The 13,484-nt window shown below is 64.7% G+C and carries 13 protein-coding genes; 10 read left to right on the forward strand and 3 right to left on the reverse strand.

From position 1 onward, the window contains the following. Window positions 1-94: 94 nt before the first annotated feature. Both IVA74_RS18230 and IVA74_RS18235 read left to right on the forward strand, forming a co-directional pair. Entirely contained in the window at window positions 95-865 is a 771-nt protein-coding gene (locus tag IVA74_RS18230; RefSeq protein WP_247346839.1) for a DUF502 domain-containing protein, read from the forward strand. A 104-nt stretch (window positions 866-969) separates the two neighbouring features. Then, window positions 970-1,839 (forward strand): NAD(P)-dependent oxidoreductase, encoded by an 870-nt coding sequence (locus tag IVA74_RS18235; protein ID WP_247346842.1) that lies wholly within the window; start codon window positions 970-972, stop codon window positions 1,837-1,839. Window positions 1,840-1,867: 28 nt separating this feature from the next. Here the strand turns inward: IVA74_RS18235 and IVA74_RS18240 are convergent, their stop codons facing one another. Next, a complete protein-coding gene (locus IVA74_RS18240) occupies window positions 1,868-2,383 on the reverse strand; it encodes an AAA family ATPase (RefSeq protein ID WP_247346844.1) in 516 nt (171 codons plus the stop codon). Window positions 2,384-2,561: 178 nt separating this feature from the next. On the opposite strand from IVA74_RS18240, the gene IVA74_RS18245 reads away from it, so the two are divergent. The 3 genes from IVA74_RS18245 (at window position 2,562) to panE (ending at window position 4,930) form a co-directional block, all read left to right on the forward strand. Continuing rightward, complete coding sequence (locus tag IVA74_RS18245; protein ID WP_247346845.1) at window positions 2,562-2,951, forward strand: nuclear transport factor 2 family protein; 390 nt, start codon at window positions 2,562-2,564, stop codon at window positions 2,949-2,951. Between the two features lie 106 nt (window positions 2,952-3,057). Then, window positions 3,058-3,921, forward strand: coding sequence for a helix-turn-helix transcriptional regulator (locus IVA74_RS18250; RefSeq protein WP_247346846.1), 864 nt, complete (start codon window positions 3,058-3,060; stop codon window positions 3,919-3,921). Window positions 3,922-4,000: 79 nt separating this feature from the next. Next, entirely contained in the window at window positions 4,001-4,930 is a 930-nt protein-coding gene (gene panE / locus IVA74_RS18255) for a 2-dehydropantoate 2-reductase (RefSeq protein WP_247346847.1), read from the forward strand. Here panE and recG read toward each other — a convergent pair. Next, window positions 4,927-7,035 carry an ATP-dependent DNA helicase RecG gene (gene recG / locus IVA74_RS18260; RefSeq protein WP_247346848.1) on the reverse strand — a complete coding sequence of 703 codons (2,109 nt, stop codon included), beginning with the start codon at window positions 7,033-7,035 and terminating at the stop codon, window positions 4,927-4,929. The genes panE and recG overlap by 4 nt on opposite strands. Window positions 7,036-7,219: 184 nt before the next feature. Here recG and IVA74_RS18265 point away from each other — a divergent pair, with 184 nt between their 5' ends. The 5 genes from IVA74_RS18265 (at window position 7,220) to IVA74_RS18280 (ending at window position 12,142) form a co-directional block, all read left to right on the forward strand. Further along, window positions 7,220-7,510, forward strand: a complete 291-nt coding sequence (locus IVA74_RS18265) for a succinate dehydrogenase assembly factor 2 (RefSeq protein ID WP_247346849.1) — start codon at window positions 7,220-7,222, stop codon at window positions 7,508-7,510. Continuing rightward, window positions 7,507-11,025, forward strand: coding sequence for a transcription-repair coupling factor (mfd, locus tag IVA74_RS18270; RefSeq protein WP_247346850.1), 3,519 nt, complete (start codon window positions 7,507-7,509; stop codon window positions 11,023-11,025). Before IVA74_RS18265 ends, mfd begins: the two co-directional genes overlap by 4 nt. 249 nt (window positions 11,026-11,274) lie before the next feature. After that, window positions 11,275-11,484, forward strand: coding sequence for a cold-shock protein (locus tag IVA74_RS18275; RefSeq protein WP_247346851.1), 210 nt, complete (start codon window positions 11,275-11,277; stop codon window positions 11,482-11,484). 216 nt (window positions 11,485-11,700) lie between these two features. Beyond that, complete coding sequence (locus IVA74_RS40980) at window positions 11,701-11,829, forward strand: hypothetical protein (RefSeq protein ID WP_256467602.1); 129 nt, start codon at window positions 11,701-11,703, stop codon at window positions 11,827-11,829. 76 nt (window positions 11,830-11,905) lie between these two features. Then, window positions 11,906-12,142, forward strand: a complete 237-nt coding sequence (locus IVA74_RS18280; RefSeq protein WP_247346852.1) for a hypothetical protein — start codon at window positions 11,906-11,908, stop codon at window positions 12,140-12,142. A gap of 64 nt (window positions 12,143-12,206) precedes the next feature. Here the strand turns inward: IVA74_RS18280 and IVA74_RS18285 are convergent, their stop codons facing one another. Next, window positions 12,207-13,430 carry a GGDEF domain-containing protein gene (locus IVA74_RS18285; protein WP_247346853.1) on the reverse strand — a complete coding sequence of 408 codons (1,224 nt, stop codon included), beginning with the start codon at window positions 13,428-13,430 and terminating at the stop codon, window positions 12,207-12,209. Window positions 13,431-13,484 lie beyond the last annotated feature (54 nt).

Here is a 13,484-nt window from a genome sequence, read left to right on the forward strand (position 1 = left end):
AATAGGCACAGGGGATATCGGTCGGTCGCTTCGTGGTCTTCCAAAACCTGCTAGAAGACCCTAGCTTGTGTACTGCGACCGACCTGGAACCCGAATGACCCCCCGCGACGACGCGCCTGCGCCGCTTGATCCCGCGCCGGAACCGCATACCGGCCTGATGGGCCGTTTCCGCAATTATTTCCTCACCGGCCTCGTGGTGACGGGACCGGTTGCGATCACCTTTTATCTGGTTTGGTGGTTCGTCACCTGGGTTGATGGCGTGGTGCGGCCGTTCGTGCCGCTGGCCTATCGGCCTGAAACCTACATGCCGTATGTCATCCCCGGCTGGGGACTGATTGTCGCATTCTTCACGCTGACTCTGGTCGGCTTCCTCGCGGCCAATCTCATCGGCCGGACCCTGGTCGATGTCGGCGAGACCTTCCTTGGCCGGATCCCGGCGGTGCGCGCCATCTACCGCGGCCTGAAGCAGGTATTCGAGACGCTGTTCTCGGGCAAGGGCTCGAGCTTCCGCAAAGTCGGCCTGGTCGAGTTTCCCTCGCCGGGCATGTGGTCGATCGTGCTGATCTCGCAATCGCCGAACGAGGACGTCTCTCGCAGCCTGCCGGGTCAGGAGGAGCACGTCTCGGTGTTCCTGCCGTGCTCGCCGAACCCAACCACCGGCTTCTTCTTCTACGTCCCCAAGAGCAAGATCGTCGAGGTCGACATGAGCACCGAGGATGCCGCGACCCTGATTATGTCGGCTGGCGTGGTGCAGCCGGGCTCTACGCCCGACCCGAAGAAGGCCGCCGCGCTCGCGGGCATGGCGAACGCCGCGCGCATTGCCAACGCCTCGGCGCTCCAGGCCCAGCCTGCGAAGGTGGAGTAGAGCCATTCCTCCCAGGGATGGCCGCCGGTGACGCGGGCGTCCGCGTCCTCTGCTAGTCTCCGGTTGAACTGAGCGCGTCGCTCGGATTCGATCTGGAGTGCATGATGTCCAAAACGACGTCAAAGACCATTGCGATCCTCGCGCCCGGTGCCATGGGCAGCGCTGTGGCCCGCCGCCTTGGCGAGCACGGTGCGCGCGTGCTGACGTCGTTGAAAGGGCGGAGCGAGGCGACGCGCAAGCGCGCGGCGGATGCCGGCATGATCGGCGCCGAGGACGATGAGATCGCCGACGCCGACATTATCCTTTCGATCGTGCCGCCGGGCGAAGCTGTGGCGCTCGCCGAGCTGCTGGCGGGACTGATCGTCCGGCGCGAGAAGAAACCGGTCGTGGTCGATTGCAACGCCGTCAACGTCGATACCGTGATGAGGATCGAGGAGATCATCGGCTCGGCACAGGCGCCATTCGTCGATGCCGGCATCATCGGATTCCCGCCGCAGCCCGGCGGCAAGAGCCCGGCCTTCTACATGTCCGGCGAGCATGCCGGCGACGTCGCTGTTCTCAAAGACCTTGGGCTCGACGTGCGGATCGTCGAGGGCCCGGTCGGCGCAGCCTCGGCTTTGAAAATGTCCTATGCCGGCATCGTCAAGGGACTCGCCGGCATCGGCGCGGCGATGGTGGTCGCGGCAACGAAAGCGGGCGCGGCCGATGCGCTGCGTGACGAGCTCGCAATGAGCCAACCCGCGGTCCTTGCCCGGCTCGAAGTCGCGCTGCCGGATATGATCCCGAAGGCCTATCGCTGGGTCGCGGAGATGCGGGAGATTTCCGGTTTCCTCGGACCCGATCATCCGGCCAGCCGGATTTACGAGGGCTTTGCGCGCTGGTTCGAGCATCTCGCCGAGGACGCGAAAGGCGAGGCGGCGGATGCCGACTTGATGAAGGCATTCGCCGCGCGTATCGCGCAGAAGAAAGCCTGATCGTCCGGTCTCACATTACGGCCGTCGATCATTTGCCGTGCACCGAATCCAGAAAATCTTGGATGTCCCGATCGCGCCTCAAGCGCACGACCGGGACGTCAGCGCCATACTGCGCACGTTCGGCCTCGATGACAGGCGCGCGCTCGGTGTCGTAGCGCCAAGTCTCGCGCATCAGTTTCCAGTCGAATTGTTCGGGGCACTCCTCTGGGAGGTCAGGCCGTGTTGTGTCGCGATCGAAGGCGGAGCGCAGGAGAATGCGCCACTGGCAGAGCCAGCGCGGGCGGTCGATGACGACCAGTGTATCGGCGCGCGCGAGCGTGAGATCGAAGGCAAGTCCCGAGAAGCTGCCGTCGACAACCCACGCATCGCCCGCGATCGCGTCAGTGACGCGCGTTCGAAAGCTCGTTTTGTCGGATGGCTTCCAGCCCGGCCGCCAGTAGAGCACGTCGAGATGGATCACGGACAGCCCAAGCCTTTGCCCGAGATTCCGGGAGAGGCTCGTCTTTCCGCTACCCTGGCTGCCAACGACGATGATCCGGCGCATTGCCGCAGGGTTCCATAAAGTCGGGCTCTGGGAAAGAGGACGGCTTCTGAACCCGCTTTATTACCTCGGATGTAATTGAGCCAATTCGCAGCTTGACTACTCTCCACATCATTCACCCAACAGGAAGCATCCTATCAAGCCTTCTGTCGCGCGTGTGTCGGTGCATGAGGAGAGAGAGATGCAAGTCGTATTTACGCGAAAGGAGCCGCCGGAATGGCTGCTCGACATGTGGAAGGAGATCGACGACAAGACCTTCGGACGAGGTTTCGACTGTTTTGCGGAAGATGCCGTCTGCAATCTCGGCGTCGCCGATTGGAAGGGGCGGGAAGCGATCCGCGCCAATCTGAAGGCCTTCATCGACAGCGGCTTCACCGCGCTGCATCACGTCACCGAATATTGGGATGCAGGCTCCCTGAAGGTGTTTCGCGGTGTCGTCGACATGACACCCGATGATCCCTCGATGAAGGCGGTGCATCCCACGATGACGCACTTCTTCTACATGGACGAGACGGACGATACCAAGGTACGGCACTGGGTCGGCGCCGTGGGGCCGGTCGCTTTCGGTTGATCGCCTCGAACCTGCTGCTAGCGGCGGCGGCGCCTCGGGTATACCGACGTGCCGCCGCCCATGGGTGTTGACGATACCGCAGATCGACGGGAAGGACCGACAAACCATGAAAGCGACGGCCAGCGCCCTGAAGACACGCGCCAGTTCCGCGGGCGCGCTGCTGCGTCAATGGCGGGACATTCGCGGCAAGACACAGCTCGACCTGTCCTTCGACGCCGGCGTTTCGCAGAAGCACATCAGCTTCGTCGAGAGCGGCCGCAGCGTTCCGAGCCGCCAGATGCTGCTCGATCTTGCCCAAGCCCTCGACGTTCCGCTGCGCGAGCGAAACGAGCTGCTGCTGGCCGCCGGCTACGCGCCGTCCTATGCTGATCCAGCGCTCGACACGCCGGCGATGACGAGCATCAACCATGCTCTGCGACGCATGCTGCGTCAGCACGAGCCGTTTCCCGCCATCGTCATGGACCGGTATTGGAACGTGGTGATGACCAACGATGCCGCCCCTGAGCTGTTCAACTGCTTCATCGACATGTCGGCGAGACCGGCGCCGCGGAACCTGCTGCATCTCATGTTCGATCCGGACGGCATGCGTCCCTTCATCGCGAACTGGCCGCAGACCGCCCGCGGATTGCTCGCACGGGTGTATCGCGAGGCGGTCGGGCACGTCGTCGATATCAGGACGAAGGCGCTGCTGGAGGAGCTGTCGCGATACCCCGGGGTGAAGCCGGAATGGCGTGCGCCCTCGGCCTCCGATGCGATGCCGATGATCCCGCTGTCCTTCGTCAAGGACGGTGTGACGCTGGACTATTTCTCCTTGATCACGACGGTCGGAACGCCGCAGACGGTCACTGCAGAGGAATTACGGCTCGAGTGCATGTTCCCCGCCAACGAGGCGACCGAAGCCGAGCACGGCAGGTTTTTGCTGGCACATTCGGGAGAAGGTCAACGCCGCACTGAAGCGGGCCTGGGCTGAAGCGAAATCTGCTTGCCCTGCCAAGTGGGCGATGGCTGAATGCGCGAAGCACGACATGTGATTTCACGCGGGAGTTCGAATGAGAGTGCTGGTGATCGGCGCGGGAGCGCTCGGAGGCTATTACGGAGCTTGCCTGGTCCGAGCGGGCGCTGACGTGACCTTCCTGGTGCGGTCCGGGCGGGCGGAGCAATTGCGGCGCGATGGATTGAGGATCGTGAGCCCGCACGGCGACTTTGCCGTACAGCCGAAGCTGGTCCTCGCAAACGATCTCAAGGACCCCTTTGACGTCGTGCTCGTCGGCGTAAAATCCTATTCGCTCGATGACGCGATGAGCGAGTTTGCGCCGGCCGTTGGCGCCAACACGATGATTTTGCCGATCCTCAACGGGTTGAAGCATATCGACGCCCTGACTGCGCGGTTCGGCGCCGCGCACGTCCTCGGCGGGCTCGCGAACGTCAGTGCCGGGCTCGATGCGGATGGTCGTGTCGTTCAGTTCATGGCCAATCAGACCATCGTATTCGGTGAGATCGAGGGATCGTTCAGTGAGCGCGTGCTCGCGCTGCAGTCACTACTCGATATCCCTGGTATCGACGTGCGCGCCAGCGAATCGATCATACAGGACATGTGGGAGAAATTCGTCCAGCTGAGCACGCTCGCCGGTATCACCTGCCTGATGCGGGCAAGCATCGGAGACATTCTGACCGTGCCGAAGGGCGAGGAGTCCATTTTCCGCCTGTTCGCGGAATGCTGTGCCGTGGCGACGGCCTCAGGTTTTGAGCCACGAGCGCCGTTCATCGAGTTCGATCGGAATCTCTTCACAACGGCGAACTCTCCGCTCAAGGCGTCGATGCTGCGGGACATCGAGCGCGGCTCCGCGACGGAGGCGGAACATATCCTTGGCGATATGGCCAACCGGGCCCGTGCGCGGGGTATCGATACGCCGCTATTGAATTTAGCGCGCGCGCATGTGGCGGCCTATGAGGTTGGGCGGCAGAGAGCGGCCAGCTAACCCGCTCCGATCAACGGAATCGCCTCGTCCCGCTCGTAGAGATACAGCAGGCATCGCAGTTCCTCGCCGCGCTCGCCCTTCAGCTTGGGATCGTCCTTCAGGATGCGCAACGCCTCGTCGCGGGCCTGCGTGATGAGCTGGCCGTGCACCTCCGGGCGGGCGATGCGGTAGCCAGGCAGGCCGCTCTGGCGCACGCCAAGCACGTCGCCTTCGCCGCGCAGCTTCAAATCCTCCTCGGCGATCCGAAAACCGTCAGTGGTCTCGCGGATCACTTTCAGCCGCGCCTTCGACATCTCGCCAAGCGGCTCGGAGTAGAGCAGGAGACAGGTCGAGGCCTCCGAGCCGCGGCCGATACGGCCGCGCAATTGATGGAGCTGGGCGAGGCCAAAGCGTTCGGCGTTTTCGATGACCATGATCGTCGCCGCCGGCACGTCGACGCCAACCTCGACGACGGTGGTCGCGACCAGCAGGCCGATCTCGTGGGCGGCGAATTGGCCCATCACGCGGTCCTTCTCGGTACCCTTCATCTGGCCGTGGACGAGGCCGACGCGGTCGCCAAACCGCTTTTGCAGGCTTTCGAAACGCTTGGTCGCATTGGTCAGGTGCTCAGTGCCCTCGGCCTCGGACTCCTCGACCAGTGGGCAGATCCAGTAGACCAGTTTGCCTGATAGAAGCGCGCGGCCGATGCTATCGGTGACCTCCTCGATACGGCTCATCGATATGGTGCGGGTTTCGATCGGCTGGCGGCCGGCCGGCTTTTCGCGCAATTCGCTGATGTCCATGTCGCCGAAATAGGTCAGCACCAGCGTGCGCGGGATCGGCGTGGCGCTCAGCACCAGCACGTCGACGGCTGCGCCCTTTGACGTCAGCGCCAGCCGCTCGCGCACGCCAAAACGATGCTGCTCGTCGACGATGGCAAGCGCGAGGTCGTTGAAGATCACATCGTCCTGGATCAACGCGTGGGTGCCGACCAGCAGGTCGATCTCGCCGGCTTCGAGTTGTGCCAGCAGCTCCCGCCGCTCCTTGCCCTTTTCGCGGCCGGTGAGGATCGCGACCCGCATTCCCGCGCGCTCGGCGAGCGGGGCGATGGTCTTGATGTGCTGGCGCGCCAAAATTTCGGTCGGCGCCATTAGCGCCGCTTGCTTGCCGACCTCCGTGACGGCGGCGGCGGCCAGCAGCGCGACCACGGTCTTGCCCGAGCCGACGTCGCCCTGCAGCAGGCGCAGCATGCGCACCGGTTGTTGCAGATCCTCGGCGATGGCCGCCGCGGCATCGCGCTGGGAGATTGTCAGCGCATAGGGCAGGGCATCGATGATCTTGTTGCGGAGGTGCCCGTCGCCGGCATTGCGGACGCCGGCCGGGCGGCGCAATTGCGCGCGAATCAGGGCGAGCGCGAGTTGCCCGGCCAGGAGTTCGTCGAAGGCGAGGCGCGACCAGAACGGCTGGTCGGGCAGAATGTCGGTGAGTTCGACCGGCTGGTGCACGCGGGTGAGCGCCTCAGCGATCGGCGGGAAGCTGCAGCGGCGCAGCACCTCGGGGCTGATCCATTCCGGCAGCGCCGGCAGCTTCTGCAGGGCCTGCGCGACCGCGCGGCGCAGCGAGCCGAGCGCCAGCCCTTCCGTCAGCGGATAGACCGGATCGATGCCCGTGAGTTTTGAAACCGCCTCCTCGTCCAGCACCCGGTCGGGATGCACGATCTGCGGGATGCCGTCATACATCTGCAGCGTGCCCGAGACGTAGCGCTTCTCGCCCACCGGCAGCAGCTTTTCGACATAGCCTGGCTTGGCTCGGAAGAAGGTCAGCACGACGTCGCCCGTGTCGTCGCTGGCGTAGACGAGGTAGGGCGCGCGCGCATTGCGGGGCGGGGGCGGGCGGTGGCGGTCGACGGTGACCTCCAGCGTCACCATGGTTCCCTGAACGGCGTCGCGAACCTTCGGCCGCGCGCGGCGGTCGATGACCTGGCTCGGCAAATGCAGCAACAGATCGACCAGCCGCGGCGTCTCGTTGCGGCTGAGCAGGTACTGCAGCAGCTTGTCCTGCTTCGGACCGACGCCGGGCAGGCTGGTCACGGGGGCAAACAGCGGATTGAGCAGGCTGGGGCGCATCAGGCGAATCTAGGATCGTTTCGACCCGTCATGCCCGGCTTTATGTAAGGCATCCACGTCTTTTTTCGCATCCCTGCGCGGGCAGCGGGCCATGATAAATCGAGGGCTGACATGGACGGTCCGAGTGGTTATACCACCCCCGCCCGGCACGTCCGGGCTTTCGGCGTTTGACTGGAATAAAGACATGACGGGCACGACACGATCGAGCAACGGCCTGGACGACCGCCGCAAGCGGCTTCTGTTCCGCTGCTGGCACCGCGGCACGCGCGAGATGGACCTTATTCTCGGCCGCTTCGCGGATGCCGAGATCGGCAATCTGTCCGATGACGAACTGACGCAGCTCGAGATCCTGCTCGAGGTCAACGATCCCGATCTCTATGCCGCCATTATCGGCGACAAGGTGCTGCCGGCTGATGTCACCGGCGCGCTGTTTGCCCGCATCAAGGCCTACCCGATCGCGGACAGCGACGTATGAAGCAGGGGATGAAATCTCCGGCCGAGCTGCTCACGCCCGGCCGCGCGCTGACGCTTGCCAATGTCGCCGAGGGCGCCGAGGGTCTCGTCGTCTCCGATCTCGCGCGCGCCATCGCGGCACGGCCGAAGAAGCCGGCCGTCAGTCTCGCGGTGATCTGCCGCGACGGGCCGCGGATGCAGCAGCTCGAACGCGCGCTCCAATTCTTCGCGCCCGACCTGCCGGTGCTGACCTTCCCGGCCTGGGACTGCCAGCCCTATGACCGCGTCTCGCCGCATGGTGGCGTCCTCGCCCAGCGCCTGACCACGCTGGCACGGCTGGCGTCCCTGACCGGCAGCGACAAGCCGCTGATTGTGCTGACTACGGTGAATGCCGCCGTGCAGCGCGTGCCCTCGCGCGATCTCGTCGCGGCGCAGGCGCTGTCCGTCGCGCCCGGCAACGTCGTGCCGATGAACACCATCATCGCCTGGCTCGAGCACAACGGCTACAACCGCTCCTCGACCGTGCGCGAACCCGGCGAATACGCCGTGCGCGGCGGCATTTTGGACCTGTTTCCGGCCGGTCTCGACCAGCCCGTGCGTTTCGACTTCTTCGGCGACAGCCTGGAATCGATCCGCACCTTCGACGCCGAGACCCAGCGCACGCTGCTGGACATGCGCGCGCTCGACCTCGTTCCGATCTCCGAATTCCAGTTGGTCACCGACACCATCCGCCGCTTCCGCATGGGCTATGTCGCCGAATTCGGCGCGCCCGAGCGCGACGATGCGCTGTACGAGGCCGTCAGCGAGGGCCGCCGCCATCCCGGCATGGAGCACTGGCTGCCGCTGTTCCAGGACCGGATGGACACGCTGTTCGACTATCTGCAAGGCGCGGCCGTCGCGATCGAGCCGCAGGCCGAGGACGCCGTCCGCGAGCGCTTCAAGCAGATCCTCGACTATTACCAGGCCCGCCGCGATGCGATGGAGCATCCGGGCGGCGGCGCCATCTACAAGCCGCTGCCGCCTGACAGGCTCTATTTGACCGACGAGGAATGGACCAGGCGCGAAGGCGATATGCCGCTGGTGCGGCTGACGCAGTTCTCGGTTCCGGCCGATGGTACGAGTGTCGTCGATGCCGGTGCGCGTAAGGGCCGCGACTTCGCGCCCGAACGCAACGACACCACCGTCAATGTGTTCGAATCCGTCGTCAGTCACGTGATGGCGCTGCACGCCCAGCGCAAGAAGGTCGTGATCGCGCTGTGGAGCGAAGGCTCGCGCGACCGCATGATTTCGATGCTGCGCGACCACAAGCTGACCCACACCACCAGCGTCAACAGCTGGCGCACGGTGCAGGCGACCCCGCGCAACGAGACCATGCTCGCTGTGCTCGGCCTCGAAAGCGGTTTCGAGACCGACGAGATCGCGCTGATCAGCGAGCAGGACATTTTAGGCGACCGCCTGGTCCGGCCGCGCAAGGCGAGCCGCAAGCTCGACAATTTCATCTCGGAGGTGACGAGCCTTGCCGCCGGCGACATCGTCGTCCACGTCGATCACGGCATCGGCCGCTTCATCGGCCTGCAGACGCTCGACGTCGCCGGCGCGCCGCATGACTGCCTCGAGCTGCATTATGCCGCCGAGACAAAGCTGTTCCTGCCGGTCGAGAACATCGAGCTGTTGTCGCGCTACGGCTCCGACCAGACCACGGTCGAGCTCGATCGCCTGGGCGGCTCCGGCTGGCAGACCCGAAAAGCAAAACTGAAGAACCGCATCCGCGAGATCGCGGGCGAGCTGATCAAGATCGCCGCGGAGCGGCATCTGCACGAGGCGCCAAAGCTGCCGGTGCAGCCAGGCCTCTATGACGAATTCTGCGCGCGCTTCCCCTATGACGAGACCGAGGACCAGCTTGGCGCGATCGAGTCCACGCTGAAGGACCTCGAGCTCGGCCGTCCCATGGACCGGCTGATCTGCGGCGACGTCGGCTTCGGCAAGACCGAGGTGGCGCTGCGCGCCGCCTTCGCGGTGGCGCTCGAGGGCAAGCAGGTCGCGGTCGTGGTGCCGACCACGCTGCTGGCTCGCCAGCACCACAAGACGTTCATCGAGCGTTTCAAGGGTTTTCCGGTGCAGGTCGCGCAGGCCTCGCGGCTGGTACCGACCAAGCAGCTCAATCTGGTCAAGAACGGTCTCACCGACGGCTCGGTCGACATCGTCGTCGGCACCCATGCGCTGCTCAGCAAATCGATCAAGTTCCGCGACCTCGGCCTGCTGATCGTCGACGAGGAACAGCACTTCGGCGTCACCCACAAGGAACGGCTGAAAGCACTCCGCTCCGAGGTGCACGTGCTGACGCTCTCGGCGACGCCGATCCCGCGTACGCTCCAATTGGCGCTGACTGGCGTGCGCGAGCTCTCGATCATCGCCTCGCCCCCGGTCGACCGTCTCGCGGTGCGCACCTTCGTCGCCCCGCACGATCCCTTGATGATCCGCGAGGCGCTGCTGCGCGAACGCTATCGCGGAGGCCAGGCGTTCTACGTGGTGCCGCGCATCGACGACCTCGCCGAGGTCAAGGATTTCCTCGACAAGAACGTGCCGGAGATGAAGGTCGCGGTCGCGCACGGGCAGATGCCGCCCGCCGTGATCGAGGACATCATGACCGCGTTCTACGACGGCAAGTTCGACATCCTGCTGTCGACCACGATCGTGGAATCCGGCCTCGACATCCCCAATGCCAACACGCTGATCGTGCATCGCGCCGACATGTTCGGCCTGGCCCAGCTCTATCAGCTCCGCGGCCGGGTCGGCCGCTCCAAGCTGCGGGCGTATGCGCTGTTCACGCTGCCGGCGCAGCAGAAGATCACCGCGCAGGCCGAGCGTCGCCTCACCGTGCTGCAATCGCTGGAGACGCTAGGCGCGGGCTTCCAGCTCGCCTCGCACGACCTTGATATCCGCGGCGCCGGCAATATCCTGGGCGAGCAGCAGTCCGGCCACATCAAGGAAGTCGGCTTCGAACTCTACCAGTCGATGCTCGAGGAGGCGATCGTCAATCTCAAGGCCGGCGTCTCCGAGCCCGCGGCCGACCGCTGGTCGCCCTCGATCACGATCGGCATGCCCGTGCTCATTCCGGAGGATTATGTCGGCGATCTCTCGGTGCGGTTGTCGCTCTACCGGCGCCTCGCCGATCTCGACAGCGAGGAGGAGATCGAGAACTTTGGCGCCGAGATGCGCGATCGTTTCGGCGTGCTGCCGGACGAGGTGCGCTATCTGTTCAAGGTCGCCGCGATCAAGGCATTCTGCCGCCAGGCCAATGTCGGGAAGATCGATGCCGGCCCGAAGGGCGCCGTCATCGCCTTCCGCGACAATTCCTTTGCCCATCCCGATCGCCTGGTGACGTTCATCCGCAGCCACGGCCAGGCCGCGAAGGTGCGGCCCGACATGAAGGTGGTGTTCCTGCAGGATTGGGAAACGCCGGAGGAGCGTCTCGCCGGCACCACGGAGATCATGCGGCAGCTGGCGCAGCTCGCGCACAGCAAGAAGGCGGCGTAGGGCCTGTGGCGTTTCCGGAGGCGGCGTAGCGCGAAACGATGCTCCGCACCCTGATCAAAAATAGCGACGTGTGCCCACTTGCGGAATGACCGAACCGTAGTTACGTTCATTTTATCGAGTTTCGGCCGAACGACTTGGCCTCGCCGCTGAAAAGCGCGCCTGACTGACGACTCTCCCTCCAGATCTCGACGACACAGACCGCGCTTCTGAGCGCGGCCAAACGCTTATCTATCTTAAAGGACGACCCCCATGACGACGGGAACTGTGAAGTGGTTTAACAGCCAAAAGGGCTTCGGATTTATTCAGCCGGACGAGGGCAGCCAGGATGTCTTCGTTCACATCAGCGCCGTTGAACGCGCCGGCATGAACACCCTCAACGAGGGGCAGAAGGTTTCTTTTGAAGTCGTTGCAGACCGCCGGACCGGCAAGTCTGCTGCTGAGGATCTGCGCGCTGTGTAAGCTGCGCGATTAGTGCTATGTCGCTTTGACCACGGATGTACTGGCAGAGCCTCTGGTTCTTACGACCCGCGACCGGTTCACCGGCCGCGGGTTTTTTATGACCCCGTATGCAGAGGGGCCCGATCATACTCCGGGGCGAATAGTGGCGTTTAGCGCGAGCATCCCCATATAAGGGGCATGGCAAACTGGCAGAAGTCGAGCGCGCGGCAAGCTCCCATGACGAAGGCTGAGCTCCGCCAGATGCTGACCGAGGCCGTCCGCAACACGCAGCCCCGCCTCGAGCATAGGCCGAAGCGCCTGGCGAAGGCCAAGACGATCGCCACTGGGACCGCCTGCGTCGACTAGATGTGGTCATTCCGCCGGTTCGCTGAACCCGCAGATATCAAGCGAATTCATTCGAAAAATTCTACGCAGGAGCAGTATGCGCAAGCTTCCCGAACCCACCGAACAAGAGACCATTGAAGGCCCCCAAGCCGTATCCTTTCAGATCGCGAATGGGAACGCTCGACAGAGCTGCATTTTGCAAACCACCTTCCCGACGAAATTGCAGGCACAGAGATATCTTCTCGCGAATTGGCCAGCCATCGACAAGATGGCTCGCGACGCTCTCGCGATGGGAAGCTTTGAAGACGGTCAGATCAAGCTCATGATGGCCTGAACAGCCCGAGCTCTACGGCGAACTTCAAAAAGGGCATGAGATCAGCGAACACGCTGCTCATGTGCTACGACGCCGCGCGGGACGCGTCGGCGGACAGCCGCCCGAGCAGCGACCTTGCCGTATCCGACGGCGACAGCGAGTCCACCGAGACCACGGGATCGCTGCGCATCTCGTGCTTGCCGTTCGACGTGTGCCGCATCACCGCGGAGAGGCGGCGGGCGATCATGTGGGCGGTGCGGAAGTCGGTTTCGGCGAACGCGACGATGACCGAGCCGTCCTTCTGTGCCGCGCCAAAATCCATCTGCCGCATCAGGCGGCTGAGAATGCGGGCGGCATCGAGCTGGGCGCGGGAATTGCCGGGGTCGAAGGCGAAGCGCGCGACCGAGAGGCCGCCGCCGCGGGCCAGCGTCTGCTCGACCGCCTTGGCGAAATCGCGGGCAAAAGCTTCCACCGTGAGCAGGCCGCTGCGCGGGTCGAGCCAGCCGCCGGCATCGATCGAGCGCAGCGTGCGGCTCAGTTGCGCTTCCATCGCGTGCTGGCGGATCAAGGGCAGCGCGTTGGCGGCGACTTTCGCTGGGTCGCCCGGGATCAGCTCGAGATTGGGCAGATCGTAAGTCTGCGTCAGCTGGTGCGCAGTCAGGATCACGGGCAGGCTGCGGAACCGGGTATCCTCGGCGAGCACCGTGAGGAAGGCATCCGTCACGCGGGCCGTAAAACCCTCGGCCAGCACGACGCCGTCGAGGTCGCGGGTGTTGAGATGTTTGGCCGCGGCCTCGATCGAGAGCGCGCCGACGACCCCGACGCGCTCGCCGAGCGCGACAGAGAGCGCAGGGTAAGCCGCGCCGCGGCCGATCAGGAGCACCGTGGCATCACGTGCGGGGTCGGCCTCCGGCAGCGCGACTTTCACTTCCGGCAGCCGGCGCAACACCGTGGCATGAAGTGTGCGAATGCGCAGCGCGGCGCGAAGCCGCGCGATCAGGCGGTCGGAATGGCCGCCGCGCGATGAGAAGGGCAGGGCGTTGTGCGGGAGCGCGCCCGCCGCGTCCAGGGCCACGAAGGGAAGGTAAGGCGATTGCTCCGCGATCTCCCTGGCGAGCGGCGCCAGATGCGGCTCGTGCCCGGCATGCATCGCGGCGAGAACCACCGCCGGCTGCAGCTCTTCGACCGCGCGCACCGCGCCGGCCCAGCCGGTGTCGACCACGGGGAAGAATCGCGCCTCGTCCAGCGTTGCAATGAAGGCCGGCCGCTCGACGTTGGACACAAACAGGATCGGGCCGGCCTGGGACATCGAGCAACTCTGATCATGCAATCGATGCTGCGCAATCTAGTCCGCCCGCCTTAA

It is taken from the genome of Bradyrhizobium sp. 132, from assembly GCF_023074185.1.
Taxonomy (GTDB): Bacteria; Pseudomonadota; Alphaproteobacteria; order Rhizobiales; family Xanthobacteraceae; genus Bradyrhizobium.